The following is a 25,830-nucleotide window of genomic DNA, read 5'->3' as shown; positions in this document are numbered from 1 at the left end:
AAGCGCTATCGGTCCGGCCGTGCCGGCGCAAGGGGCGATGCCATAAGATCAGCTTATAGGCCTGTTCCCGCGCGGAAAACGAGGCTACATAGGCCGCCGCAAGCAACCTATCGGCGGCACACTCTCAATTCAGGGGCGGCGCATCGTGAACATGGACCAGTTGAAGCGGCAGGCTGCGGCGCGCGCCCTCGAGGAGGTGCGTGACGGCATGCAACTCGGGCTCGGCACCGGCTCGACCGCCAAGCATTTCGTCGAGCTGCTCGGCGAGCGCGTCGCGGCCGGACTCAAGGTGATCGGTGTGCCAACCTCCGAGGCGACGCGCCTCGATGCGACGCGCTGCGGCGTGCCGCTGACCACGCTCGACGAGATCGATCATCTCGACATCACTGTTGACGGCGCCGACGAGATCGATCCCGAGCTCAACCTGATCAAGGGCGGTGGCGGCGCGCTGCTGCGCGAGAAGATCGTGGCGGCCGCATCGGATCGCATGATCGTGATTGCCGACGACACCAAATGGGTGCCGACGCTCGGCCGCTTTCCGCTGCCGATCGAGGTCATCCCGTTCGGGCTCGGGGCGACGCGCCGGGCGATCGAGACGGCATTTGCGCAGTGCGGCGTTTCCGGGCAAATGGCGGTCCGCAAGGCCAAGGGTGGGGACAAGGATGGCCACGTTTTCGTCACCGATGGCGGCCACTGGATCCTCGATGCCCAGCTCGGACGGATCGTGGATCCGCCCAGTCTCGCCAAGGCGTTGAGCGCCATCCCCGGCGTGGTCGAGCATGGGTTGTTCATCGGCTTGGCCAGCTCGGCTGTTCTGGCGGGTGGCGAGGGAATTCGCGTGATTGAACGGCGAAAGCCGAAAGGAGACTAGGAATGAAGAGCGTTTTGAAATTCTTGCCGGCCGCGACCCTCGCTGCGGGACTGGCCCTCTCGGCTGCCCCGGCCATGGCGCAGCAGCCGGCGCCGGCCCAGCCCAAGGCCGCCGCGGCGCCGGCTCAGCCGAAAGCCTCGCCGGCGGCGGTTGCGGCGGCCAAGGAAATTCTGCAAATCAAGAACGCGACGGCGATGTATCAAGGCGCCGTGCCCGGCCTGGTCGAGAAGACCAAGATCGCGCTGATCCAGCAGAACCTGAACTATCAGAAGGATCTCAACGAGGTGGCAGGGGTCGTCGCCCAGCAGCTCAACGGCCGCCAGAACGAGATCGGCGAAGGCATGGCGCAGATCTATGCTAGCGAGTTCACCGAGCAGGAGCTGAAGGACCTCGTCACCTTCTACAAGTCGCCGCTGGGCAAGAAGCTGATCGACGCCGAGCCGCGCGCCATCGGCCTCAGCATGGCCTTCATGAACTCCTGGGCCCAGAACTTCTCCGAGACCGTGATGGGCGCCTTCCGCGCCGAGATGCGCAAGCGTGGCAAGGAAATCTGACAGTACCTATCTCATAGGGAGTTCCTGAAAGAGGTCGGAGTGGACAATGGCTGAATTCGACGTCGACCTTTTTGTCATCGGTGGTGGTTCGGGCGGCGTGCGTGCCGCCCGCATCGCGGCTGGCCACGGCGCCCGCGTCATGATCGCGGAAGAGTACCGCATGGGCGGCACCTGCGTGATCCGCGGCTGCGTGCCGAAGAAGCTGTTCGTGATCGGCTCGCATGTCCGTCACGAGATCGAGGACGCCGCCGGATTCGGCTGGACCATCCCGTCCATGAGCTTCGACTGGGCGACGCTGATCGCCAACAAGGACAAGGAGATCGCGCGGCTGGAGGCGGCCTACACGACGAATGTCGAGAAGTCGGGCGCGCAGATCGTCAAGAGCCGTGCGGTGATCGAGGACAAGCACACCGTCCGCCTGCTCGAGAACGACAGGAAGATTACAGCAAGATACATTTTGATCGCCACCGGCGGCGCGCCCAACCATGGCGCCTCGATCCCCGGCATCGAGCACGTGATCTCCTCCAACGAGGCGTTTCACCTCAAGACGCTGCCGAAGCGGATCGTGATCCAGGGCGGCGGCTACATCGCGCTGGAATTCGCCGGCATCTTCGCGGGCTACGGCTCCGACGTCACCGTGATCTATCGCGGCGACAACATTTTGCGCGGCTTTGACGAAGACGTTCGCACTCACGTTCGCAGCGAGATGGAGAAGCAGGGCATCACCATTCTCACCGGCTGCACGGTGGCGAAGGTCGATCGCCATGGCGAGGAATTCACCACCCATCTGTCGAACGGCTCGAGCGTGGCGTCCGACCAGGTGATGTTCGCGATCGGCCGTCATCCTTCCGTCGCCAATCTCGGCCTGGAGAAGGCCGGCGTCGCCATCAATCCGAAGAACGGCGGCATCGCGGTCGACCATTTCTCGAAGAGCTCGGTCGACAACATCTATGCGATCGGCGACGTCACCCATCGCCACAATCTGACGCCGGTCGCGATCCGCGAGGGTCATGCGTTCGCCGACACTGTGTTCGGCAAGCGCGAGGTGAGGGTGGATCACGCCTATATCCCGACTGCGGTGTTCTCGCAGCCGGAGGTCGGCACCGTCGGTCTGACCGAGACCGAAGCGCGCGCGCAGTTCAGTCACGTCGACATCTACAAGACGACCTTCCGCCCCATCAAGGCGACGATGTCAGGCCGCGATACCCGCGTGCTGATGAAGCTCGTCGTCGATGGCTCGTCCGACCGCGTGCTCGGCTGCCACATCGTCGGTGACGCCGCCGCCGAGATCACCCAGGCGGTCGCGATCGCGGTGAAGATGAAGGCGACCAAGGCCGATTTCGACGCGACCATCGCGCTGCATCCGACCGCGGCCGAAGAGCTCGTCACCATGCGCACCCCGACCGCGCGCCACGTGCGTCAGGCGGCCGAATAGCGGCGTTGGGCGGCCCTGGGCGGGAGCCGCCTTGACGTTGTCGATGCTGCGACGCCGGTCTAGCCTGCGGTGCTCGCATCGTCGGCGAAGCTCTGCTCGATGGCGGCGGGCATTTTCGCAACCGACATCAACGAACGCGCGACCTGGTTGAGCAACTGATCCGCGTTTTCCTCCTCGGCGAGATTCTTCGATAGAAGCGCGACGACGGCGCTGTGACGCAACTGCTGCGCCAGGTTGCGGGCAGTCGTGTAGCCGGCAATTTCGTAATGCTCGACACGCTGTGCGGCGCCGATCAGGGCGAGATCCGCGGCGGCATCGTCCTTCCTGGCGCCCTCCTTGATCACTTCGTCGCCTTCCTCGACAAGTCCCTGCATACCCTTGCAGGCCTTGGCGCGCGGCTTCTTGCCGAGCAGCTCGAAGCACTCGTCGAGACGTTCGATCTGCGCTTCGGTTTCGGCCAAATGAACGGTGAACAGCTCGCCGAGCTGATCGTAGCGTGCAGCCTCGATCATCTGGGGCAGCGCCTTGGTCAGTTGCTTCTCAGCATGGAGAAGGTCCCGCAGCTGGTCGATCAGCAGGTCGTCAAGACCGATGACCGGCTCAGACGGCGAACTCTCGGCTATGATCGAAGGCGCCGTGCCGGGCTCGCCGCTCTGGAGCGCCGGGGATTCCATGAACTCCCAGTCTTCGCCCTCATTCCAGGGACCGCGCGTGTCGATTTCACCGTTGTCGCCGGATCCCGTCGAATCGTTGAAGAACTGGTCCACGAGGCCGGGCGTCGGCGCGATGCGGCCGATGCTGAACGCGGGCTTGTTCATGCTTTCCAGCGCGCGCGAGAACGCCTTCATGTGGGTGATCTCCCGCGTCATCAGGAACTGCAAGGCGTCCTTGGTGCCCGCGTCGTCGCAGAAATTGATCAGCCGTTCGTAGACTATCTTGGCGCGGGCCTCCGCAGCGATGTTGCTGCGCAGGTCGACGTCGAGTTCGCCGGTGATTTTGAGGTAGTCGGCGGTCCAGGCGTTGCCCTGCGAGTTGAACAGGCCGACGCCACCGCCTCCGGCGATCGCGATCAGGGGATCGGCTTCCGCCGCTTCGCGATCGAATTTCAGCGGCTTCAAGTGCAGGCGCGCAAGCGATCCGACGACTTCGAGGTGGCTCAATTCCTCGGTTCCGATATCCATCAGGAGATCCTTGCGGTCCGGATCTTCGCAATTGAGACCTTGAATGGAGTATTGCATGGCGGCGGCGAGCTCGCCGTTAGCGCCGCCGAACTGTTCCAGCAGCATGTTGCCGAACCGGGAATCGGGCTCGTCGACGCGAACTGTGAACATGAGCTTCTTGACGTGGTGGTACATGGAAAGACCTTTGCTTCGCAGGAGAAGTCGGGGCCAACCGGGCGCAACAGTGGACGTTCCTAATTCGGAATCGTACCGCGACCAGAGCCCCTCGATGCGATGTGAGTGCTCAGTGCAACGTTCCGGCCGCGGCTTCCTCGACCGCGGCCATCAGATCGGCCGTGTTCGACTGCTGGATCATGTGACCCGCGTCGGGGACGCGATGCATCTTGCTGTGCTTGATCTCGTCATGCAGACGGCCCGACTGCTCGTCGATGTCGATGAGGCGATCGTCTTCGCCGGCCAGGATGGTGACCGGCATGGCCAGTTCGCCGTAGGTCTTCGCCGACAGCATTGCCGCAGGGATCATCAGCGCCGCCTCGGCGGCGCCGGCACGAAGCTGCGAGGGACGCACGGCCAGTGATTTAGGGAAGCCGTCGAATTTTTGCGGGACGGATTTCGGTCCGAACAGCTGTCGCAGCATCGCCGGCCACATCAGGCGGCTGAGGATTGGCGAAATCGTGTGACTGAGGATATCGCCGAATCCCGGTATCGCCGGCCCGGCTATCGCCATCATGGCATCGGTGCGGGCGGTCGGGAAATAATAGCCCGATGCCAGTATCAAGGCCTCGACCGTCGAGGGATGTCTGCTCGCCAGGGCGATCGCAACCGACGCTCCCCAGGAATGTCCGAGCACGATCGCCTTTTCGACGCCGATATGCGCAAGCGCGTCCTTGAAGAGATCGGCTTGCGCCGCAGGCGTCCACACCACATTGCGGGGCCGCAGGCTGTGGCCGAAGCCGGGACGGTCGAACACGATGACGCGATAGTCCTTCGCGGCGAGGTCGATCAAGCCGCTCGACTCGAAATCCTGGATCATGCTGCCGTTGCCATGGAGCAGGACCAAAGGGCGTCCGGATCCGCGCTCGACATAGTGCAGGCGAACGCCGTCGATGTCGATGAACCGTCCTTGTGGCGGGTTGTCGCGTTGTGCCTTGTCGGCAAGCCGCCGATTGACGACCGCGGCGGCCGCCATCAGGCCGGCTGCTGCGATGAGCGCGGAGGCGAACGGATATTCCGCAAGAGCATGAAGGGTCGTCGCCGCCAAAGACGGCGAACGCTTTTTCAGTATGCGCATGTGACACTTTCGCTGACCGCGGCCAGCTGTTGGAGAATAGGAAGGGACGCTTCCGGATTAACGTCCTGGTCTCATCGCGATCTTGATGATGCGCTCCTGGGATCCGGAACCGTATCGACCTGGACGTTGCCTATGCCGTGCCAACGGAGGGCACCATGGCCAGATTCCATGCGGCATGCGCATTCACGGGTCATGTCGTGGAGATGCAACAGGAGGCGTGGAGATATGTTCCTAACCCCAATCGATGCGGCAAGCAGGCCGCCGCCAAGAGCGGTTTCTCAGGATCGCGCTCTGGTGAATGTCGTGTGAGACACCATATCCAGCATATCGCTGGCACAGACACGACAGGCGCCAGTGACCGAGAGACGCTGCCGCGCTCCCGCCACAAACCGGAGGCGCGCGATGAACGTCTTGCTTTATCCTCTGCATCTTTGCCGTAAGCTCGAACGTCGCTGGAGCACGAAGGTGATTCAGGACAGCGGCCAATTGCCGCCGTCGCAAGGGACGAACGGCTGTACCGCTTGCGGGCGGCTCGTGGTGACTCCCGTGCACTCGACCTATTTGCCCACCGGGAAGCTCGTCAATCAGTGGCGGTGCCCGGTGTGCCGGAACGCCTGGCAGACCTCTGCGGATCCCGCGAGCAGCACGGATCTCCAATCGAACCGGTCCGAGCATCTTCGGGAGAACGCCGGACACTGCCTGGCCCTGGAAGGCACCGCTCCCGACGACATGGCGCGCAATCAGTTCAGGCGCATGGGCGATGCCTGGCTCGCTCTCGCGGACACGCCGGATTGGCTCGACGGCGAGACGCCACCGGTCTCGCGACCTCCGCCGCAAAGCGCGCAGGCCTGATCTCGTCCACTCTCCCGACGCACGGCAACGACTTTCATGACTGAGAAGCGCGACCGCGCCGCTTGAATCCGGTGACGCGGGATTTCGGCAAAGGCAAAGCGCGTCATGCCAGCGCAGCAAACGGTCAAGCCGATCCCTTCAAATGCAGGACCAAATGACATGGACAAGGACAAGAGCGGACGCATCGTCGAGACTGCGCTCGAAGCGCGCCAGGGCGAGCTCGGTCCGAGCGTGCTGATGCTGCTGGGCGTGAGTATGGGACTTGCCATTCTCATCATGGCGGTCACGGGGATGATGTTCTTCAGCGCTTGATCTCGAAGCCGACGTCCCCGGGCGAAGAGCTTAGGAACCAAAGCACCCATGGGGGTTTGGCTCACTCCTTAGACACTGGAGACAATCATGAGACGCCCATCACTCTACATTTGCATTTCTTTATTCACAGCGGCCGCGGCATTGGCGGCGACGTCGGCTTCGGCGCAGACTCCGCCGGCGCAGTCCGGACCTAACAACGGCGCGGTCAACACTGCCGGCCAAAACAACTCCGACGCTCCTGTCGCGGGGCGCAACAGCTTCACCGAAGGACAGGCCAAATCGAAGATCGAGGATGCCGGCTATGCCAACGTCACCGAATTGAAGAAGGACGACAAGGGCGTGTGGCGCGGACAGGCCAGCAAGGGTGGATCAGCCACCGCGGTCAGCGTCGATTTTCAAGGTAACGTCAATTCGGCCAAGTAAGCAAGCAAGAAGGACTCAAGATGACCGTTACAATTTCTCGTCTTTACGACAACTATAACACCGCGCAGCAGGCGGTTCAGCGTCTCGAAGCTGCCGGCGTGCCGCACTCGGACATCAGCATCGTCGCCAACAATTCGGACAGCTGGTTTAACACCGACAAGAAGGTAGATCGCGACCGGGATGGTGTCGATGATCGTGCCGAGGGAGCCGGTACGGGTGCTGGCATCGGTGCGGGCGTCGGTGGTACCGCTGGCCTTCTTGCCGGCCTTGGCTTGCTGGCAATTCCCGGCCTCGGACCTGTGGTCGCAGCTGGCTGGCTGGCCGCGACCGCGGTTGCTGCCGCCGCCGGAGCAGCTACCGGCGGGATCGTCGGGGCGCTCACGGAGGCCGGCATTTCGCGTGAGGATGCGGACACCTACGCCGAGGGCGTCCGTCGCGGAGGCACGCTCGTGTCGGCGCGGGTGGCGGACGCGGATCGGTCCCGCTTTGACTCAATCCTGAACGAGTCTTCCGTCAATTTACGTGACCGCAGTGCCAGCTGGCAAAAGGCCGGATGGAAATCGTTCGATCCTGCCAGCAAGCCTTACGGCGCCGAAGAGGTTCGCAAGGAGCGAAAGCTCTACGGGGGATCATTGCGCTAAATGAGATCTCGACGGCCCGCTCCGGCGGGCCGTTTTTTTGGCACTACGCGTACAGATACCCGACCGGCTTGCCTTCGGTGCGCAGGGGACGGATGTCCTTGTGCGTGATGATCTGACCGGCCAGACCGTCGATCTCGTCGCGCTGCGTCGCCGTCCAGCTGCGAAGGTCGTTCATGCCCTTGAGCAGGCCGAGCCGGAGGACCTGGGTGTTCTCACCGACGCCAATGAGGTTGATCGAGCTCTTGCCGGCCGTCACCACGTCGCCGGCAGAGAGTTCGAAGGTCTCGCCTGACCTGTTCTTGAATTCGGCCGTGCCGCGGATGACGCGATAGATCACGACCTCGCCTTTGGCAAACGAGGTGCCGTCCGCTGTTGCCGACGTGCTCTTCGGCAGCAGCGACTGACCGGGCGGGTCGGTTGCGATGATGTGGCCGGTGACGAGATGCCCGCTCGGCACCTCGATGCCGATATCGCGCACATGGACCGGCATGGCCGATTTGACCGAGCCATCGGTGAGCGGCTTGAACAGCGCATCCAGCGCCAACGGGTCCTGAAGCCAGAAGCCTGCATCGGCGGGACGATCATGCAGAGGATGGCTCCAGGCCACACGCGGCGTCTCGGCCTCGTTGATATGGCTCGGACCGACGATGGTCGGGTTCGGAAAGGTGGTGGGATCGGTGATGAAGGCTTCGAGGAATTTGCCCGAATAGCCCATCGAGATCGGATCGGGCACCACCGTCTGCGGCGTCTTCAAGTTCTCTTCGGTCGACAGGCCCGACCAGGTGTAGAAGAGCTGGCGATGCACGATCGCGCTTTGCAGCATCACAGCGCCCGGGCCGACACTGTAGAAGCGTCCGTCGTAGTCGAAGGTGAATGCGCCCGAGGTGACCAGCACGAGCTGAAAGCCGCCGGGCGGAAGATGAAGATGGAAATCGGTGGGGCCGGTGTCGGGGCGGTAGATCGGCAGATTGGTCGCGACTTCGTGCAGGAGGAAGGTTTCGTTGTTGGCGTGAAAGCCCTCGTTGGCGCGATTGTAGAGGGCTTGCGGCCGGTAGGTCGCCTCAAACTTCGCATTCTTGTCGCGGTCGATCGCGACGAAGTCCTGATCGTTCAGACGAAGGGGCGTGCCATTCGGACGGGTGAGGCCGGTGAATTTGAGATCGCCCGCAGCATGCACGTTCATGGCATTCTCCGATCTGATCCGCTCGTCCCGGCTGCCCTGATGGCGAGGGCGGGGACTTGGAGCCTGATAATGCTCTGCGAATCTTGGGCCAGTTCGGTTGCAGGGCAGCAGAGGGCCTCCGCGGGGCGGGATGGCGAGACCGGACGGCAGAAAATCCAGTGGTTCCGCCGAAGGTTAGACCGCGCGTTGAGCGGGATTGCCCGACCGTCCTGCCGAACCTCGCGATCTCGCGAACGTGGCGCAAACTGTCTAATTTGTCGGCAAGCCCTGACGGGCAGCGTGCAGGGCATGGCTGCTCCCGGGCGCAACCGCGGAACGCATTCGGCTCGGCGGGATTAGGCGTCCTAGGTTGCCTTTCGACCGAGGCAGCAGCTCTCGTCCGGCTCTAACCCGGGAGTTTCCATGCAAGACGGCTACGCAAGGCCGCAGGAGGCCGCCCGCTACATTGCGGAGATCTGCACCGAGCTGCGCGAGATCGCGCACACGGCCGGACTTTCATTCCTGGCTCACCTGCTCAGCATGGTGATCCTGCAAGCCGGAAGGCATTGCAGCACCGAGGGACAGGAATTCCGTAAGACGTCCGAAGCCGCTCATTCGAACGACTGAAGCGCGGCGCGCTCGGGCTTGCCGGAGGGGCTGTCCGCCCACTTCGCCATGTCCATCGTTCGGGCATCGACACCTTCGCACCAGAAGCAGCTCGATTCCGTCGCGCCCTTCTCGGACAGGATGGGCACCAGGCCGTGGCCGCAGCCGGCGCAACAGGTGATGTCGGTCATGCTTTTCTCCAAGACACTGCACGAGACACGGCAAATTCCGGAATGCCGTTATCGTTCCCAAAGCTTGCGCGGGCGCTATGTCGGCGCAGACGCGGTGCGTCCGACCGGAGCGCTCGTCCCTGATATCGTCGATGCAGCGATCCAGCGTGACACGGCTGCGATGTCGTTGCCGTTTTCACGGTAGGCGCGAAGCTGGAATTCCGCCGAGCTGCCACGTTCCACGATGGTACGGCAATGCTCGACCTCGGCCGCGCAATTCAGCGCATCCGCGTCCTCGACGATGTCGTCGATCAGGCGGGAGAGCAGCTCCGAGATGGTGACTGGCCCGTCCTTCGAGGCAAAGATGCAATCGGTGCCGTAGCGCTGGGCGCGCCATTTGTTCTCGACGGCGATCGCGCGCTCGACGACCGTGACGGTTTTCGACAGATGAGGCCGCCGATACAGATGTCGCGTCAGGCAGCGATAGAGCGAGGCGATGGCAACGGCGTCGTCGACGAAGGTGCAGGTGTCGGGCGCGCGAAGCTCGAGGGTCGGATGCTTCATGGAAGGGCGCATCGCCCACCAGATGTGACTCTCGTCAGGGATCACGCCGGAGCGCTGCAATGCGCCGACATACTCGTCGTAATCATGCCTGCTCTCGAACAGTTCGGGCAGGCCGGTGCGCGGCAGCTCGGAATAGGCCGCCAGGCGGTAGCCCTTCAGGCCCGTCTTGTGCGAGTTCCAGAACGGGGAGGACGCCGACAGCGCGATGAACAGCGGCAGATGCGGCAGCATCGCCCGCATCACCGCCATGCGCTTCTCGGGATCGGGCAGCTGGACGTGCACATGCATGCCGCACATCATGTTGCGGTGGCCGATGCTGCGCAGATCCTCGATCATCTCCTCGTAGCGCGGCTTCGGGCTCGGTTGCGACATGCGCCAGACGGCGGTCGGATGGGTGCCGCAGGCCATGATCACGAAGCCGTACTGGGCGGCAACGTTCGCGACTTCGCGGCGGAGAAAGCGCAGCTCTTCACGCGCGTCGTTGACGTCGACGTGAACGTTGGTGGCGACCTCGAGCTGGGATTGCAGCATCTCTCGCATGGCCTGGCCGCCGGTCGACCAGTTCGCCGACTCGAACAGCTCGTTGGGCGTCTGGATCGCGACGTCCAGGCTGCGCCGATCGGCGAGGAAGTATTCCTCCTCGATGCCGAATGAATATTCAGCCGCCTTGCCACGGCCGCCGGCCGAGCGAATGACGAGGTGCTGCTTGTCGTCGGAGGAATCGAGACGCAGCAATTTCAAGACGTCCGAAGCAAATGTCATCGTGCCACCCGGCGAAGGCATTACCTGCGGGAAATAATCCTCCTGACGGGGGCGGGTTCCGCGTCAGCCCCACTGGAAATTGCAAGGTCGAACGGAACAATTTTCGCGCTTTCGGACGCGCGCGCGATCAGGGCGTGATTCGGCGGCACTTCCGTCCAGTCCGATTCCTTGTCGAACGGCTCGGACACGACGACGACCTGGCCGCCGGCCTCGCGGAAATAGAGCGTGTTGGCGGCATCGTTGACCGCGACGCGAAACGCATAGAGATCCCTCCCGTTGGCGATCGCGCTGGTGAAGCGCAGCCGCTCGCGAAGCTGGCCTTCGTTGACGAGACCGACGAGCGATTGCAACACGGCCTGCGTTGCTCGAAGCGGATCGTTGTCGAGGCCGGCGCCCATGATGGCGAGGAAAACGGCTTCGGAGTCGGTCGTCCCCAATCGCGACGGATAATACGCATCCGGGATCAGCGCCTCGACCTTGCGCCGCAGCCGGTTCCAGCTGCCGACGAATCCGTTGTGCATGAACATCCATTGGCCGCAGGCGAAGGGATGGCAATTCTGCCGCGTCACCGCCGTGCCGGTGGCGGCGCGGACATGAGCGAAGAAGAGATGCGAGCGCAGATGGCGGCAGAGATAGCGCAGGTTTTCATCCGACCAGGCCGGGCGCGTCTCACGGTAGAGGCCGGGCTCCGGATGCTCGCCGTACCAGCCGAGCCCGAAGCCGTCGCCATTCGAACCCGCGGTGGACTGGAGCGAGCGGATGCTCTGCGCGATCAGCGAATGCTCGGGCTCGGTGACGTAAGGTTCGAACGAGGTGGTCTCGCCCCGGTATGCGATCCAGCGGCACATGCAGGTTCCAGTCGAGGGGTTATTCTTGAGGTGCACCAACAAACCCGACGGCGTTTGTGTTCCCGACAGAAGCCGCGGCGACCGCGCGACACCCGCCTGTGTCTAATCCTGCTCGTCGAGTACCTTGGACGGAGCCTTGCCATACGGATAGAAATGCTCCTTGCGGCCCTGATCCCAGAGCGCCTTGAGCCCCGGTGCGGTGATGTCCCAATCCGGACGGCACTTCATGCTGACGGCCCTGAGATCCTGGCGAAGCTCTTCGACGGTCGGGCGGCCGAAGAACCAATAGCCATTGTAGATCTTGTGAACGACGAGGCGGGGCTCCAGCACGACGACGTGCGGGATCATCGGATTGTGGACCGGATCGGTGTATTCGGCGATGTCGAGATCCTTCTGAACGATACGCCTGGCATCGGAGAGGAAGGGCCAGTGAGCTCCGACCCCGCTGCGGTACTCGTTGGTCTGGAGGATCGTGTCGGTGGTGATGGTGACCATGCGGCAGTAGCCCACCTCCATCTCGCGATGGAGTTGCAGCAAGCCCTCGGCCTGGCGTCGATCCTTAGGACAGAAGCCGCCGCGGCCAAGGACGAGCACCATGGGATCATCGCCTTGCAAATCCGAGAGCTTGCGGCGTCTGCCGGTGTGGTCACTGAGCTCGTAGTCGGGGAAGGTGACACCTTCCGTGATGTCGGGCCGCATTTGAATCGCTCCATGGTTTGGCGAGGGTGTGTCGAAGCCGGTCAAAGATCGATCACGACATCTGCCTTCGGTTGCGAGCAGCAGATCAGGACATTGCCGTCCGCCGGCGGGTCGAGCGGATCGGGCGCGTAGCTGACCTCTCCGGCTACGAGCCCGCTCTCGCAGTTGTGGCAAACCCCGGTCCGGCACGACCAGCGCACCGGGACGTCGCACGCTTCGGCCAGCTCGAGCAGGCTGGCATAGGATGGTCCCCAGCGGACATTGAGGCCGCTGCGCGCGAATGACACCATCGGGCCCGGGCCGGGTGCTCCGACCGGCGCATGCGCGGGTGTCCGCGGCGAAGCCGCGATGCCGGGCGTCAGCGATGGCCTCGCGCCGAACAGCTCGGTGTGGATGCGATCGGGCGCGACGCCCAATGCGGCCAGGCCGGCCGTGAGATCGCTCATGAAAGCGGCCGGCCCGCAGAGATAGAAATCGCCGTCGCGCGGCATGTTGAGCCGTTCGATCAGGTGCTGATCCAGATGTCCGGCGCTGTCGAAATCCGCTCCCGGACGATCGGCCGGATCGGGTGCGCTGAAGCAGACGTGGCTGTGATAGTGAGCGAGTCCGGCCAAAAGCCCGCGCGTCTCGGCGGCGAACGCATGCTCGCGGCCGTTGCGCGCGCCGTGCAGCCACCAGACGTCTCGCGTCGACCCTTCCGCGACGAGCGCGTGGAGCATGGCGAGCACCGGCGTCACGCCGATGCCCGCGCTGAGCAAGACGACGGGCCGCGCATCCTGCCGGAGCGTGAAGCTGCCGCGTGGCGCACCGACTTCGACGACGTCGCCAACTCGGAGACTGTCGGCGATATAGAGGGAGGCCGCGCCGTGCGCTTCCCGCTTGATGCTGATGCGGTAGGGCGGGGCATCGGAGCGGCTCGACAGCGAGTAGCTGCGCGTCATCGCCTGTGCCTCAGAGGGCCCGAGCCGCACGATGACAAATTGACCGGGCAGGGCGGGGGCCGCGCGATGCCCGTCCGTGGGTTCGAGGATCAGTGACGTCACGGTGCCGCTTTCGGCGATCTTGCGCGAGACGCGAAACGGACGGAAGCCGCGCCAGGCAGGAGGTGGGCTCGCCGCCGGGCCGAGCCCGGCGTTTCCTGCGGCAATCTTGCTTGTGCGCTGCTGCTCGAGCAGCGCTGCGAAGGAACGATTCCAGCCGCGGCTCAGCGCCGGAATCCGCAGCGCGCGCTCCAGGCGGTCGCGTGGGTGAGGGGGCAGGTAAAGCAGCGCGTTGATCTCGAACACGCTCATGCTTTCAGGACCTCTGGCGACTTGCGTGATCTCGTCACCGGCCTCCACGTCGCCTTCCTCGATCACGCGAAAATAGAAACCGGGCCGGCCGTGCCTGACGAGCAGTGCGGGCATGTCCGGCTCGTCCATGCGAATGCCTAGCCGGTAGCAGGTGACGCGCGGCTGCGTCACCTCGAACAGGGCGGAGCCGATCCTGTAGCGGTCTCCGATGCACACGTTGGTGTCGGCAAGGCCTTCGACGGTGAAGTTCTCGCCGAATTGACCATGAACGAGATCCGGTCGCCCCAGATGTTCCTGCCAGTACCGATAGGACTCGTCCTGGTAGACGAAGACGGCGCGCTGTTCGCCGCCATGGCCGGCCGTATCGCCCTGGCCGTCGCCGTCGATGTTGAGCCTGCGCACCCTGCGCGGCCCTTCGACGGGGGCCTTCCAGATGCCGGTATGGACGGTCTTGCCTTGCCAGGCGACGTCGCGCGGCAGGCCGACATTGACGGAAAGCAGACGTGCCATCACGGTTTCCCGACCCTGAGGTGCGACCCGATCCGACGGGTCGCCTGCACGCTAATCTGCATCCAATTCGAACCGTTAGCTCGTTAGCCGTTGTTAGACGTTGCAAGGGAACCCTTGCCGCCGGAGTCCTGCGTCATCAGATCAAGGCGGCGGGAGGCGGTTTCATTCGGGATCGGAGGTCGAGATGGACGATCGGGCCAGATTGGCGGCGCTCCAGCGCCATTGGGACGCTTCGGACGCGAACGATTTCGAGGCCGAGCACGCCATCTATCGCGACGACGCGGTGCTCGACTATCCCCAATCGAGCGAGCGCATCCACGGCCGGAGGAACATTCAGGAGAGCCGCTTCGTGCAGCCGAACAAGAAGCGCTTCTCGGTTCGGCGGATCATCGGCGGCGGCGATCTCTGGGTGAGCGAGTTCGTGCTGACTTATGACGGCGTGCCGTCCTACGTCGTGAGCATCATGGAATTCCGCGACGGACTGGTGGCGCACGAAACGCAATATTTCGGCGACCGGTTTGATCCATCACCCTCGCGTGCGCATTTGGTTGAGGTCGTGAGGTAGGAGCGGTGCCCGCGCCACACTCCGTCATTGCGAGCGCAGCGAAGCAATCCAGAGCCTTTCCGCGGCGGGATTCTGGATTGCTTCGCTGCGCTCGCAATGACGGTGGGGATGCAGCGCGTCCTGGACATGCGCACCACTGCTTAACCAAACATGGCAACACGGAACCGATGCGGCGGCTGGTCGCAGTCTCATCGCCTTGATTCCGACAGACCCATCTTTATGTCTGAGGCGAACAAGAATCCGGGCCCCTCTGGCGAGGCCGCCGACGAATGTCGGCAAACCTCGTGATGTCGGATGACCTGTCCCGCGCGAATGCGATGGATCGGCCGATCGTCGGGTCTTCTCTGTTCCCTCCGACCCAATCGTCCCCATCGCAGCTCCGCGCGGCCATTTCGCAACGTTGAGGAGCATCGATGTCTGACGCCAAGTACTCAAACCCGATCGAACTCGAGATTGCCGAACCGTCCAGCCTCAACGAGCAGGCAGCGGCGGCGCTGATCATCGCCGGTGCGCTTGTCGCGGTGGCCGACCGGCGCGTCTCGCCGGTCGAGCGCGACGAGGTGATCCGTTTCATCAGGGATCGCGGACTGGCGCCGCATATCGGCGACGACCGATTGTTCGCGATGTTCGACGAGCTGGCGGAACGGCTCGAGGAGCCGGACTTTGCCAATGTGGTGATCGACACGCTGCGCCCGGTCTCGAACATGTCGCTCTCGTCCCATCTGATGGAGCTGTCGGAGCGCGTTGCGGCCGCGGACGAGGACGTGCATCCCCATGAGGTGCAGGCGATCAAGCTGCTGCGGCTGCTGACGCTGGTGTTGCCGCGCGCCAAGCAGGTCGGACCGGGTGCGGCAGGCCCCGTCCCAAAGGAGTGAGCATGAGCGCGGCATCGGACGAGCATACGACCCGAACCGAGGGCACCACGGGCCAGATGGCCGGCGGTGACCCGCGCCTCGACAGGCTCGTCCATCGCCTGCCGCCGCGCGTGGGCGACACCGTCACCTATCTGCTCAAGCCGTCCAGCCGCTGGGTGAGAATCCCCTCGGGCGCGCTGCTCGTCGTCGGCGGCGTGCTCTCCATCCTGCCGGTGCTCGGCATCTGGATGCTGCCGCTCGGCCTCGCGCTGCTTGCCGAGGACGTGCCGGCGCTGCGCTCGTCCCGGTCGAAGGTGTTCGACTGGATCGAACGCCGCAAGCCGCAATGGCTCGAACCGTCCGCATCGAAGAATGATCAATCATGATTGAATTCATCACCGCCGACGCGCTGACCGCGCTGCTTCAGGTCGTCCTGATCGACCTCGTGCTCGCCGGCGACAACGCCGTCGTCATCGGCCTTGCCGCTGCCGGGCTGCCGGCCGAGCAGCGCCGGCGCGCCATCGTCGTCGGTATTGTCGCGGCGACTGCGCTCCGGATCGCCTTTGCCGGCGTCGCGACCCAGATCTTGCAGGTGATCGGCCTCCTGCTCGCCGGCGGCGTGCTGCTGCTCTGGGTGTGCTGGAAGATGTGGCGCGAACTGCGCGAGCAGGCCGCGCATGGAAGCGGGCTTGCGTTCAGCCATGGCGGCGGCGGAAGCGCGGCATCGGCACCGCGCAAGACCTTCGGCCAGGCCGCCCTGCAGATCGTCGCGGCCGACGTCTCGATGTCGCTCGACAACGTGCTCGCGGTCGCGGGCGCGGCGCGCGAGCATCCCTACATCCTGGCCTTCGGCCTGCTGCTGTCGGTCGCGATGATGGGTGTGGCCGCCGATCTGCTCGGCCGCGTGCTCCAGAAGCAGCGCTGGATCGCCTATGTCGGCCTCGCCATCATCGTTTACGTCGCCTTCGAGATGATCTATCGCGGCTCGCTCGAGCTCGCGCCGGTCATCGCGAGTCTCTGAGGCCGAATCTCTTGGGCGACATCTCTTGCCTGCACTCCGGAGTGATCAATGATTTCTGAACCCAAAGCACCTTCGGCCGCGCCTCCGCTGCCGCAAATCGGCCCGTTCGCCCAGCTGATCTTTGGCTCGCGCTGGCTGCAGGTGCCGCTCTATGTCGGCCTCATCATCGCACAGGGCGTCTACGTGCTGCTGTTCCTCAAGGAGCTCTGGCACCTGGTCGTGCACTCCTTTGACGCCAGCGAACAGCAGATCATGCTGGTCGTGCTCGGACTGATCGACGTCGTCATGATCTCGAACCTGCTGGTGATGGTTATCGTCGGCGGCTACGAGACCTTCGTCTCGCGGCTGAACCTGAGCGGCCATCCCGACGAGCCGGAATGGCTCAGTCACGTCAACGCCAGCGTGCTCAAGATCAAGCTTGCGATGGCGATCATCGGCATCTCCTCGATCTCGCTGCTTCGGACCTTCATTGAGGCCGGAAATCTCGGAACCACGCGCAGCAATTTCACCGAGACCGGCGTGATGTGGCAGGTGCTGATCCACCTGACCTTCATCATCTCGGCGATCGGCATTGCCTGGGTCGATCGCCTGAGCGAGAGCGGACACCGCAAGCAAGCGGGTCACGGCTGAGCGCCTGGCTGGCGAGATCGAGGTCGGCGAGGGGCGGCGAGGCGGTTTCGCTTGCGCGGAGCGAGCTGCTCGCGATCGCGCGATTTGACCGGAGAAACCTCAGAGGTGCGGACTGTCGTCCGCAAAATCGCGGGCCTGCGCCAGCGTCCCGGACGGCATCTCGCCGAACGTCGTCCTGTAGAGTTTCGAGAATTCGCCCATGTGCCAGAAGCCGTTCGCGAGCGCCGCGGCCTTCACGGTCATTCCGTCACCTCCGGTCAGGAGCTGCGTGCGGGTCGACCACAGCCGCTTCAGCCTGAGATGGTGATGCAGGCTGACGCCATGCACCGCCTGTGTCGCGCTCTGGAGCGTGCGAACGGAGACGCCGAGCGCATTTGCGAGGTCGCCGCTGTAGAGCGGGATGCCGCCGGACAGCGTGGCCGCCTCGTCCAGCCGCGCGACCAGCTTGCGATGCTTGTCGAACGATCCGCGCCGGCGGTCTTGCGCGTCGACGGGGGCAAGGGCGGCATCGAGGCCTTCGAGAAGCCTTTCCTGGATCGGCCGGTCGATGGCTTCGAATTGCCTGGGATCATTGCAGCGTGAGGCCAGGCAGAACATGTCGAGGATCGCGGCGCGCAGGCCCGCCATCGTGTCGTCGTCGAGACGCGTGAATTCGAGCCCGGTCTCGTAGTCCGCCCAGCCGCGATGGCGCATGTCGGAGTTGAAGCGCAGCATCAGATAGGTGTTGGCGTGATGCTCGACCGCCTCGGTGGGGACCTTGCCGCGCACGATTCCGATCATCGAATTGTCGATCTCGCGGCCGTTGGCGGTGAAATGACAGGCGAGCGGGATGACGAGGCCGACGCCGTGATCGGTGCCGATGTTGGCCTGAAGGCGCCGGGCGAAGGTCCGCTGGAGCACGAACAGACCATCCTGGAGCGGCAGGATGGCGCGGTGCAGCGAGAACTCGCGCGGCTCGAGCGGTGTGCTGATGCCGCCGCCCAGCACCTCGCTCGGACGAAAGGACTCGAAGTCGCTGTAGCGCTCGATGCCCAGGACTCGCGACGGCTTGAGCCAACGTACCGGCATCTCGGGTCCCAGTGATCTCAGGCGTTCGGCGTGTGCCGGCGCGTCCTCGACCTCGCGCGCGCGACATCGGCCGGAAATGTTGCCGGAGCAACCGTGCTTCAGGCAAGTCCGCAAGACCACGGGGCGTGCGGTCGCCTCCAAGCTGCTCCGGCTTGCCGGCGGCGCGGAGATGTCACGCCGTCTGCGGATAGGCCGCGTTCTCGCGCCGCTCGCGCTCGCCCAGTTCGCGCACCAGTTCCTGGAGAAAGGACTCGGTGTAGGCGGGCAGGGTGCGCTCGGCGCGAACATAGATGCCGAGGTCGGACCAGACCGGGCTGCCGGCATTGTCGAGCGGCAGGAAGACGAGCTGGCTCTCGGGCGACAGCCGGCCGATGCCAAGCTGGGTCTGGAAGGCGACGCCGACGCCGCGTGCGGCAAGCTCGCGCATCAGGTCGATCGAATTGGCCTGGATCGCCGGCTCCGGCGTCTCGGAGAGCTGTGCGATCAGCGGCTGGAGCAGATGATAGATCGACAGCTCCGGCAGCGCATTGATGACGGGGAAGGCGAGGCATTGCACCAGCGTCACTGTCTTGCGGCGCGCCAGCGGATGCTCGCGCGATACCACTGCGCCGAGGCGGAACCGCTTCAAGGCGACCTGGCGCAGGTCCGGCGGATGGCGGAGCGCCATGGCGATGCCGATGTCGGCCTCGCCGCGGCTCAGGGCCTCGAGCACGTCCGACGATCCCTTCACCTCGGTGGTGAAGCTGACGCGGCGGGCGCGGCCGCGGTGCGAGGCGATCAGGTCCGGCAGCACCGATTCCGTCAGCGACTCGATGCAGGCGATGCTGACGGTGCCGCGCCAGTTGCCGGACAGGGACGCGACGTCCGAGCGGAAGCGGTCGAGGTCCTGGAGCACGTTCATGACATGCCGGGCCAGCATCTCGCCGACCGTCGTCAGCGTCAGGCCGCGCGCAGTGCGCTCGAACAGGGGGGATCCAACCTCTTGCTCGAGCTTGAGAATCTGGCGGCTGACCGCCGAGGAGGCAACGTTCAGGACGCGCGCCGCGGCCCGGATCGAGCCGGTGCGGCGGACCGCGTGGAAGTACTGGATGGCCGGTGAGTGAAATCGCATGGGTCCCCCGGCACGAACTATAGCCGTTGCCGAAACGGCATCAACATGTACGAAATTCTCTGCTTTTCGAGAGCGCTGGTCCCCCCTAGGTTCGCCGCCGGCTCGGCCGGGTCCCAAAGAGGGCCGCCGGGCCTGCGCAACGACGCGCCAGGGGATTTCGGGGTGAACGAGAACATCGCTTGCGAGGAGTACGAGCCGGACACCCGTCTGGTCGATCGCCGTCGGGCGGCCGCCTATGTCGGCGTGACCGCCGGCCGTTTCGAGCAATTGGTGCGCGACAGCGTCGTGCCGCCGCCGGTCATGGTGGACAACAAGCGGCGCTGGCCGATGGCATTGCTCGATGTCGCCAAGGACGCGGTCGTCGGCAGCGTGCCGGGCCTTCCGCCGGTCATGGCCGATGTCGCGACGGAGGCGCGCCCTTGCGAGCGCGACCCGGCGCCGGCCTCGCACGAACTGCCCGACCAGGCGTGGTTCGAGCAGCGCGCGCGGTTCGTGCAGCGCGTCCGCCGCTCGCTGCTCTCGGGCAACGAGATCCGTCTCCTGCGCGAGTTCAAGCTGCTCAAGCAGAACCAGATCAGCATGTTCGGCTACTACGGCAGTTTTGAAGCGCTGATGGTGCGCGGCTACATCGTCGAGATCGACCGCAAGCCGCCGTCGAGCCGTCCGCTTGTGACCTATCGCCTGACCGACCGCGGCGAGCAGGTGGTGTCGGCGCTCAAGGACGAGCCGGTCGTTTGACCGGGCGCGTAGCGGCAGTCCGCCAGGGTAAGGGCGAGCCTCGGCCGTTCATCAGCGCACGGCGTGCATCTCCAGAAACGCCTTCACGCCGGTGACCGCACCGGTGTCGGACGGGACGTAACCGGGCAGGCTGGCGACGGCGGCACGAAAATCGGCGCTGCGCATGATATCGAGGATGCGCTGCATCGGCTCGGTGTCGAGGAAGGCGCGTTTGCAGACGAAGAAGTAATCCTCGGTCACGATACGAATGAAATCGAGGCCGAAATGGCGAGCGGCCGCCTCGACGCCGAAACTCGCATCCGCCATGCCGCTCGCGACATAGGCGGCGACCGCGGCGTGGGTGAACTCGATCTGCTGCGCGCCGTTGATGCGGCTTTCGTCGATGCTGTGTGCGGCGAGCAACTGGTCGAACAGAAGGCGCGTGCCGGAATCATGGTCGCGGTTGACGAAGCGGACCTTTGGCCTGGTCAGGTCCTCGATCGTTTCGATGCCAAGCGGATTGCCGCGCGCGACCATCAGACCCATCTCGCGCGTGACGAAACTGATGACGCGGTCCTCGCGCGGATCGAGCCACTCGCGCGCCGCCTTGATGCCTTGCGCCCGCAGCGCGCCGTGCGGCAGATGCAGGCCGGAGAGATCGCAGGCGCCCTGCGCCAGCGAGACCAGCGAATGCTGGTTGCTGACATAGCGCAGGTCGACGCCGATGCCGGGCTCGCGGTCGAGGAATTCGCGCAGCTTCGCCACCGCAAAGCCGTGGCTGGCGTGCACGCGGATCACCGAGGGGCGCTGCTCGAGGAACGGCTTGATCTCGCTTGCCAGCTCCTGTGCCAGGTTTTCCAACTGCGGCCCGAGCCGGGCCTGCATGCGTTCGCCCGCCCATACCAGCCGCTCGCCGAACGGCGTGAGCCTGGAGCCCTTGCCGCGCTGGGTCTCGACCAGCGGCGTGCCGAAGAACTCCGACCATTGCTCGATCAGATTCCAGACGTGCCGGTAGGAGAGGTGCGCGTCGGCGGCCGCGCTCGTGATCTTTCCGGTCTTCCGGATTTCGTTGAGAACGCCGAGCATGACCACCGCCGTGCGCGGACTGCCCTCCTGGCGAAACCGCCAAACTGCCTCGATCTCGATCTGGAGCATGAAACGACCTTATGAAGTTGAGTTCATATGGTGAGTGAGCCATAGGCACACGATATCATATTTACTGCGGCAATTTCCGTCCTAATCTGGCATACCAGAACAGGAGGAAATATGATGTCAGTTGCATATGACTTTGCGCATTCGCCAGCCAGCGAGTTCATGGCCCGGCCGCAGCATCTGCTCATCGACGGCCGCCGCGTCCCCGCGAGCTCCGGCCGCACCTTCAAATCGCTCAATCCGGCGACCGGGCAGGTCATCGTCACCGTCGCCGAAGGCAACGAGGCCGATGTCGACCATGCGGTGGCGGCCGCGCGCCGGGCGTTCGAGGGCCCGTGGCGCACGATGCGCGCCTCCGAGCGCGGCCAGATCCTGCTGCGCTGGGCCGAGCTGCTCAAGGCAAACGCCGAAGAAATCATCGAGCTCGAGTCGATCGATGCCGGCAAGCCGATCTCCGCGACGCTGCGCCAGGACTTCCCGGCTGCCGTCGACACGCTGATCTACTACGCCGGCTGGGCCGACAAGATCAGCGGCGACGTCGTGCCGGTGCGTGACGATGCCCTGACCTACACGTGCGCGAGCCGGTCGGCGTGGTCGCGGCCATCGTGCCGTGGAATTTCCCGCTGATGATCGGGATGTGGAAGCTGGCGCCGGCGCTGGCCTGCGGCTGCACGATCGTGATGAAGCCGGCCGAGCTGACCTCGCTGTCGGCGCTGCGCATCGCCGAACTCGCGCTTCAGGCCGGCCTGCCGGCAGGCGTCTTCAACGTCGTCACGGGCCCCGGCCGCGTCGTCGGCGACGCGCTGGTCAATCACCCTGACGTCGACAAGGTCACCTTCACCGGTTCGCCGGGCGTGGGTCGTGGAATCATGAAAGGCGCGGCCGGCAATTTCAAGCGCGTCTCGCTCGAGCTCGGCGGCAAATCGGCCAATGTCATCTTCGACGATGCCGATCTCGAAGCAGCCTCGAAAGCCGCGGCCTCCGGCATCTTCTTCAACGCCGGCCAGGTGTGCTCGGCCGGCTCCCGCGTGCTAGTGCAGGAGAAGGCCTATGACGAAGTCGTCGAGCGTCTCGCTGCACGCGCAAAATCGCTGAAGATCGGCGATCCGCTCGACCGCAAGACCGCGCTCGGGCCTGTCATCTCCGAGAAGCAGATGAAGTCGATCCTCGACTATGTCGATATCGGCCAGAAGGAGGGGGCGAGCCTTGTCACCGGCGGGACGCGGGTCGGCGAGCGCGGCTACTTCATCAGCCCCGCGGTGTTCGCGAATGTCGAACACGAGATGCGGATCTCGCAGGAGGAAATCTTCGGTCCCGTCGTCAGCATCATCAAGTTCAGGGATGAGGCCGATGCCTTGCGGATCGCCAACGGCACCGCCTACAGCCTCGCCGCCGGCGTCTGGAGCCGCGACATCGGCAAGCTCCAGCGTTTTGCCAAGCGGGCGCGCGCAGGCACGGTCTGGATGAACACCTATGGCTATACCGACGTGCGCCTGCCCTGGGGCGGCGAACGCGACTCCGGCCTCGGTCGCGAGCACGGTACCGCCGCGCTCGACAATTTCACCGAGCCGAAGGCGGTGTGGATGAACTTAGCCGTCTGATTTGGCCGTCTGATACCTCCCGAGCGGCCAAGCCTGGAGCCCGCCTGATCGTTCGGTCAGGCGGGCTCTCTTTTTCGAGATCGATAAAATTGTCTGCATCCCGCTCAGCGGCGGCAAACCCTGCGAACAAGAAGCACGGCGCCTTAAACCTGAGCTTTGGAACCAATGCGCATCCTGTCCGCAAAAGGGCAGGGCATCAGCATGTCAATTCTCAAGGAGATCGTCGCTGCGGTCGCGGGAGTCTACGCGCTCCTGTTCGTCTGCGACGCAGTGTTCGGGGTCGGCGAGGCGCGCTTCGACGACGCCTATTACAGCGCCAGCTTCTACGCGCCGCGGCCAAAGGAATTCCGTTTCGCCGGCGATACGCCGCCGGCCGTCCGCGTCAGCGATGCCTTCGCGCAGTTCGCGCCGGGTGAAGCCAGGCCGAACAGGCGCTACTCGTCGCTGACCACGATCATTCGGTAACGGCTTACTCGCCCTGGATCCATTCCGCCACGCCGCGCCACAGCGTGTCGCGGTGCTCGGGGCGGAAGAAGCCGAAATGGCCGATCGCCTTGGCCCCGATGTCGGACGGCTTCACCGTCAACACCTCCGGCTTGATCGCCGTGAATCCGCCTGTAAGCAGCTCGACCGCGGGCCGCGTCGCCCAGGGATCGTCGGAGAAGCACAGCGCGCGCAACTCGCCCTTGAATTTTGCGAAATTCTCCAGCGCGGGCAGTTTTGAATCGAAGAGATAGCGCGGGCTCGAGACCCAGTCGGCCCATTGCAGGAACACACCCTTGGGCAAATCCTCGCCAATGCCGGCCCAGCCCGGCGCGTAGCCGAACGCGTGGGCGAGCGGCACGCCAATGAGGTTCATGAAGGCGAAGACGCGGTATTTCTCCGGTGAGGTCATCAGCCGCCAGGTCGCCGCCTGCGAGGCGACGAACGCGGCGCGCGAGATGTCGGTGTTGTTCGCGATCAGCCCGAGCGCCTGACCGCCGAAGGAGTGGCCGATATAGGCGAGCGGCAGCGTGTTGTAGCGCTCGCGCATCCAGCTCACCGCGGCGGTGACGTCGAGCGCCGCCCAGTCCGACATCGAGGCCTTGAAGCCGACAAGTGATTTCGGCTGATTGTAGCCGACCATTGCCGGCAGCCGGGAGTCGCCGATGCCGCGATAGTCGTAGGTCAGCACCGCGCAGCCGCGATGGGCGAGGTAGGAGGCAAAGCCGCGATAGATTTTTCGCGGGACGGCGGTGGCTGAATTGATCAGGACAGCATGGCGCTTGGCGGCGCGCGGCAGGAACAGGGTGCCGCTCAGCGCATACCCGTCGGTCGCCGGGAAGCTGATCTCGTCGATGAAAACGTCGTCGCGCGCCGCGTCCATGGGCCGCCGGTGTCCTGCCAGTTTCCTTAGCCTTCCCAAGCAAATGCGAATTTGGCTTTCCCTGCAAGGGTTTGCAGTGCGGAATGGATTTACAACTGGCGGCCGGGAGCCAGCCTGTGTATAAGGCGGCCCTCGCAACCCACAGATCAGGTTGTGCTTTTTGCTTCACGGAGAGATTGCGATGTCCGAGCGGTGGACGCCCGAGTCCTGGCGCAGCAAGCCGGTGCTACAGGTGCCCGATTATCCCGACGCCAAGGCTTTGGCCGACGTCGAGGCGCAGCTTGCGACCTTTCCGCCGCTGGTGTTCGCGGGCGAGGCGCGCAATCTGAAGAAGGCCTTGGGCCGCGTTGCGGCGGGCGAGGCCTTCCTGCTCCAGGGCGGCGACTGCGCCGAGAGCTTTGCCGAGCACGGAGCCAACAACATCCGCGACTTCTTCCGCGTGCTGCTCCAGATGGCGGTGGTGCTGACCTATGCCGGCGCAGTGCCCGTGGTGAAGGTCGGCCGCATCGCCGGCCAGTTCGCCAAGCCGCGTTCCTCGCCGACCGAAAAGGTGGGCGGCGTCGAGCTGCCGAGCTATCGCGGCGACATCGTCAACGACATCGCCTTCACCAAGGAAGCGCGTGTGCCGGATCCGCAGCGCCAGCTGATGGCCTATCGCCAGTCGGCGGCGACGCTGAACCTGCTTCGCGCCTTCGCGACCGGCGGCTACGCCAATCTCGGCAGCGTGCATGAGTGGATGCTCGGCTTCCTCAAGGACTCGCCGCAGTCCCGCCGCTACAAGGAGCTGGCCGACCGCATCTCGGACGCGCTCAACTTCATGCGCGCCTGCGGCCTCGATCTGGAGAGCCATCCGGAGCTGCGCGCGACCGATTTCTACACCAGCCACGAAGCGCTGCTGCTCGGCTACGAGCAGGCCATGACCCGCGTCGATTCCACCACCGGCGACTGGTACGCGACATCGGGCCACATGATCTGGATCGGCGATCGCACCCGCCAGCTCGACCACGGCCATATCGAATATTTCCGCGGCATCAAGAACCCGATCGGGCTGAAGTGCGGCCCGTCGCTCAAGCCCGACGAATTGCTGAAGCTGATCGACGTGCTCAACCCCGACAACGAGCCGGGCCGGCTGACGCTGATCGGCCGCTTCGGCTCCGACAAGGTTGGCGAGCACCTGCCGAACATGATCCGCGCCGTGAAGCGCGAGGGCAGGGTGGTGGTCTGGTCGTGCGATCCCATGCACGGCAACACCATCACCTCGACGTCGGGCTACAAGACGCGGCCGTTCGACCGCATCCTGTCCGAGGTGAAGTCGTTCTTCGCGATCCACGCCGCCGAAGGCACCCATGCCGGCGGCGTGCATCTGGAGATGACCGGCCAGGACGTCACCGAATGCCTCGGCGGCGCCCGCGCGATCACGGACGAGGATCTCAACGACCGCTATCACACGGTCTGCGACCCGCGCCTCAATGCCGAGCAGTCCATCGACATGGCCTTCCTGGTCGCCGAACTGCTCAAGCAGGAACGCGCCGGCAAGGCCAGGCCGATGCCGGTCGCCGCGGGGCTCTAAGA

At 64.7% G+C, this 25,830-nt stretch carries 28 protein-coding genes and 1 pseudogene; 17 read left to right on the top strand and 12 right to left on the bottom strand.

Annotation, left to right across the window (positions count from 1 at the left end):
- The first annotated feature begins 145 nt into the window (after positions 1 to 145).
- The 3 genes from rpiA to gor are packed head-to-tail and all read left to right on the top strand — an operon-like array spanning position 146 to position 2,860.
- Positions 146 to 871: a ribose-5-phosphate isomerase RpiA gene (gene rpiA / locus EI171_RS28975; protein ID WP_011086536.1), complete on the top strand. Its 726-nt coding sequence runs from the start codon at positions 146 to 148 to the stop codon at positions 869 to 871.
- A gap of 2 nt (positions 872 to 873) precedes the next feature.
- Positions 874 to 1,425 (top strand): DUF2059 domain-containing protein, encoded by a 552-nt coding sequence (locus EI171_RS28970; RefSeq protein WP_011086537.1) that lies wholly within the window; start codon positions 874 to 876, stop codon positions 1,423 to 1,425.
- Between the two features lie 46 nt (positions 1,426 to 1,471).
- A complete protein-coding gene (gor, locus tag EI171_RS28965) occupies positions 1,472 to 2,860 on the top strand; it encodes a glutathione-disulfide reductase (protein ID WP_161535354.1) in 1,389 nt (462 codons plus the stop codon).
- Between the two features lie 59 nt (positions 2,861 to 2,919).
- On the opposite strand, the gene EI171_RS28960 is transcribed toward gor, so the two are convergent.
- Together EI171_RS28960 and EI171_RS28955 are read right to left on the bottom strand one after the other, a co-directional pair.
- Complete coding sequence (locus EI171_RS28960) at positions 2,920 to 4,215, bottom strand: DUF892 family protein (protein WP_011086539.1); 1,296 nt, start codon at positions 4,213 to 4,215, stop codon at positions 2,920 to 2,922.
- A 109-nt stretch (positions 4,216 to 4,324) separates the two neighbouring features.
- Complete coding sequence (locus EI171_RS28955; RefSeq protein ID WP_011086540.1) at positions 4,325 to 5,332, bottom strand: alpha/beta fold hydrolase; 1,008 nt, start codon at positions 5,330 to 5,332, stop codon at positions 4,325 to 4,327.
- A gap of 402 nt (positions 5,333 to 5,734) precedes the next feature.
- On the opposite strand from EI171_RS28955, the gene EI171_RS45005 reads away from it, so the two are divergent.
- From EI171_RS45005 to EI171_RS28940, 4 genes are all read left to right on the top strand, one after another.
- Positions 5,735 to 6,184 carry a hypothetical protein gene (locus EI171_RS45005; protein ID WP_049832367.1) on the top strand — a complete coding sequence of 150 codons (450 nt, stop codon included), beginning with the start codon at positions 5,735 to 5,737 and terminating at the stop codon, positions 6,182 to 6,184.
- A gap of 159 nt (positions 6,185 to 6,343) precedes the next feature.
- Positions 6,344 to 6,496 (top strand): hypothetical protein, encoded by a 153-nt coding sequence (locus tag EI171_RS45000; protein WP_053815111.1) that lies wholly within the window; start codon positions 6,344 to 6,346, stop codon positions 6,494 to 6,496.
- An 87-nt stretch (positions 6,497 to 6,583) separates the two neighbouring features.
- Positions 6,584 to 6,919, top strand: a complete 336-nt coding sequence (locus EI171_RS28945; RefSeq protein ID WP_011086542.1) for a hypothetical protein — start codon at positions 6,584 to 6,586, stop codon at positions 6,917 to 6,919.
- Between the two features lie 20 nt (positions 6,920 to 6,939).
- Positions 6,940 to 7,560, top strand: coding sequence for a general stress protein (locus tag EI171_RS28940; RefSeq protein WP_161535353.1), 621 nt, complete (start codon positions 6,940 to 6,942; stop codon positions 7,558 to 7,560).
- A gap of 43 nt (positions 7,561 to 7,603) precedes the next feature.
- Here the strand turns inward: EI171_RS28940 and EI171_RS28935 are convergent, their stop codons facing one another.
- Complete coding sequence (locus EI171_RS28935) at positions 7,604 to 8,743, bottom strand: glucuronate isomerase (RefSeq protein WP_161535352.1); 1,140 nt, start codon at positions 8,741 to 8,743, stop codon at positions 7,604 to 7,606.
- Positions 8,744 to 9,145: 402 nt separating this feature from the next.
- Between EI171_RS28935 and EI171_RS28930 the strand changes: the two genes are divergently transcribed.
- Entirely contained in the window at positions 9,146 to 9,349 is a 204-nt protein-coding gene (locus EI171_RS28930; RefSeq protein WP_038966238.1) for a hypothetical protein, read from the top strand.
- On the opposite strand, the gene EI171_RS28925 is transcribed toward EI171_RS28930, so the two are convergent.
- The 5 genes from EI171_RS28925 to EI171_RS28905 all read right to left on the bottom strand — a co-directional run bounded on the left by EI171_RS28925 (position 9,334) and on the right by EI171_RS28905 (position 14,173).
- Positions 9,334 to 9,519 (bottom strand): hypothetical protein, encoded by a 186-nt coding sequence (locus tag EI171_RS28925; RefSeq protein WP_038966239.1) that lies wholly within the window; start codon positions 9,517 to 9,519, stop codon positions 9,334 to 9,336. The two genes, EI171_RS28930 and EI171_RS28925, sit on opposite strands and share 16 nt — an antisense overlap.
- Positions 9,520 to 9,594: 75 nt before the next feature.
- Positions 9,595 to 10,824, bottom strand: a complete 1,230-nt coding sequence (locus EI171_RS28920) for a carboxylate-amine ligase (protein ID WP_161535351.1) — start codon at positions 10,822 to 10,824, stop codon at positions 9,595 to 9,597.
- A 20-nt stretch (positions 10,825 to 10,844) separates the two neighbouring features.
- Positions 10,845 to 11,672 carry a class II glutamine amidotransferase gene (locus EI171_RS28915; RefSeq protein ID WP_028170843.1) on the bottom strand — a complete coding sequence of 276 codons (828 nt, stop codon included), beginning with the start codon at positions 11,670 to 11,672 and terminating at the stop codon, positions 10,845 to 10,847.
- A gap of 102 nt (positions 11,673 to 11,774) precedes the next feature.
- Positions 11,775 to 12,371: a redoxin domain-containing protein gene (locus EI171_RS28910; protein WP_028170844.1), complete on the bottom strand. Its 597-nt coding sequence runs from the start codon at positions 12,369 to 12,371 to the stop codon at positions 11,775 to 11,777.
- Between the two features lie 41 nt (positions 12,372 to 12,412).
- The gene (locus EI171_RS28905) at positions 12,413 to 14,173 is read right to left on the bottom strand and encodes an MOSC and FAD-binding oxidoreductase domain-containing protein (protein ID WP_161535350.1); all 1,761 of its coding nucleotides are present in this window, start codon (positions 14,171 to 14,173) and stop codon (positions 12,413 to 12,415) included.
- A gap of 184 nt (positions 14,174 to 14,357) precedes the next feature.
- Between EI171_RS28905 and EI171_RS28900 the strand changes: the two genes are divergently transcribed.
- The 5 genes from EI171_RS28900 to EI171_RS28880 all read left to right on the top strand — a co-directional run bounded on the left by EI171_RS28900 (position 14,358) and on the right by EI171_RS28880 (position 17,243).
- The gene (locus EI171_RS28900) at positions 14,358 to 14,738 is read left to right on the top strand and encodes a nuclear transport factor 2 family protein (RefSeq protein WP_161535349.1); all 381 of its coding nucleotides are present in this window, start codon (positions 14,358 to 14,360) and stop codon (positions 14,736 to 14,738) included.
- Between the two features lie 413 nt (positions 14,739 to 15,151).
- Positions 15,152 to 15,613, top strand: coding sequence for a TerB family tellurite resistance protein (locus EI171_RS28895; protein ID WP_028170845.1), 462 nt, complete (start codon positions 15,152 to 15,154; stop codon positions 15,611 to 15,613).
- Positions 15,614 to 15,615: 2 nt separating this feature from the next.
- Positions 15,616 to 15,978 carry a hypothetical protein gene (locus tag EI171_RS28890; RefSeq protein ID WP_060911534.1) on the top strand — a complete coding sequence of 121 codons (363 nt, stop codon included), beginning with the start codon at positions 15,616 to 15,618 and terminating at the stop codon, positions 15,976 to 15,978.
- Positions 15,975 to 16,613, top strand: a complete 639-nt coding sequence (locus EI171_RS28885; RefSeq protein WP_011086551.1) for a TerC family protein — start codon at positions 15,975 to 15,977, stop codon at positions 16,611 to 16,613. Before EI171_RS28890 ends, EI171_RS28885 begins: the two co-directional genes overlap by 4 nt.
- A 48-nt stretch (positions 16,614 to 16,661) precedes the next feature.
- Complete coding sequence (locus EI171_RS28880; RefSeq protein WP_161535348.1) at positions 16,662 to 17,243, top strand: TIGR00645 family protein; 582 nt, start codon at positions 16,662 to 16,664, stop codon at positions 17,241 to 17,243.
- A gap of 99 nt (positions 17,244 to 17,342) precedes the next feature.
- Here EI171_RS28880 and EI171_RS28875 read toward each other — a convergent pair whose 3' ends face one another.
- Both EI171_RS28875 and EI171_RS28870 read right to left on the bottom strand, forming a co-directional pair.
- Positions 17,343 to 18,311, bottom strand: a complete 969-nt coding sequence (locus tag EI171_RS28875) for a helix-turn-helix domain-containing protein (protein WP_038966243.1) — start codon at positions 18,309 to 18,311, stop codon at positions 17,343 to 17,345.
- A 172-nt stretch (positions 18,312 to 18,483) separates the two neighbouring features.
- Positions 18,484 to 19,422: a LysR family transcriptional regulator gene (locus EI171_RS28870; protein ID WP_161535347.1), complete on the bottom strand. Its 939-nt coding sequence runs from the start codon at positions 19,420 to 19,422 to the stop codon at positions 18,484 to 18,486.
- 162 nt (positions 19,423 to 19,584) lie between these two features.
- Here EI171_RS28870 and EI171_RS28865 point away from each other — a divergent pair, with 162 nt between their 5' ends.
- The gene (locus EI171_RS28865; protein ID WP_161535346.1) at positions 19,585 to 20,160 is read left to right on the top strand and encodes a hypothetical protein; all 576 of its coding nucleotides are present in this window, start codon (positions 19,585 to 19,587) and stop codon (positions 20,158 to 20,160) included.
- 51 nt (positions 20,161 to 20,211) lie between these two features.
- Here EI171_RS28865 and EI171_RS28860 read toward each other — a convergent pair whose 3' ends face one another.
- On the bottom strand, positions 20,212 to 21,294 hold the full coding sequence (locus EI171_RS28860; protein WP_011086556.1) for a substrate-binding domain-containing protein: 1,083 nt from the start codon (positions 21,292 to 21,294) through the stop codon (positions 20,212 to 20,214).
- A 114-nt stretch (positions 21,295 to 21,408) separates the two neighbouring features.
- On the opposite strand from EI171_RS28860, the pseudogene EI171_RS28855 reads away from it, so the two are divergent.
- Together EI171_RS28855 and EI171_RS28850 are read left to right on the top strand one after the other, a co-directional pair.
- Positions 21,409 to 22,892 (top strand): annotated as a pseudogene (locus EI171_RS28855) (aldehyde dehydrogenase family protein).
- 201 nt (positions 22,893 to 23,093) lie between these two features.
- Positions 23,094 to 23,357 carry a hypothetical protein gene (locus EI171_RS28850; RefSeq protein WP_038966250.1) on the top strand — a complete coding sequence of 88 codons (264 nt, stop codon included), beginning with the start codon at positions 23,094 to 23,096 and terminating at the stop codon, positions 23,355 to 23,357.
- A 4-nt stretch (positions 23,358 to 23,361) separates the two neighbouring features.
- Here EI171_RS28850 and EI171_RS28845 read toward each other — a convergent pair whose 3' ends face one another.
- Positions 23,362 to 24,258, bottom strand: a complete 897-nt coding sequence (locus tag EI171_RS28845) for an alpha/beta fold hydrolase (protein WP_161535345.1) — start codon at positions 24,256 to 24,258, stop codon at positions 23,362 to 23,364.
- A 181-nt stretch (positions 24,259 to 24,439) separates the two neighbouring features.
- Here EI171_RS28845 and EI171_RS28840 point away from each other — a divergent pair, with 181 nt between their 5' ends.
- On the top strand, positions 24,440 to 25,828 hold the full coding sequence (locus EI171_RS28840; RefSeq protein ID WP_028170853.1) for a class II 3-deoxy-7-phosphoheptulonate synthase: 1,389 nt from the start codon (positions 24,440 to 24,442) through the stop codon (positions 25,826 to 25,828).
- The last annotated feature ends 2 nt before the right edge of the window (positions 25,829 to 25,830 follow it).

This window comes from Bradyrhizobium sp. LCT2 (genome assembly GCF_009931255.1).
In the GTDB taxonomy this organism is placed as follows: domain Bacteria; phylum Pseudomonadota; class Alphaproteobacteria; order Rhizobiales; family Xanthobacteraceae; genus Bradyrhizobium; species Bradyrhizobium diazoefficiens.
This window is presented reverse-complemented; position numbering and strand designations above follow the sequence as displayed.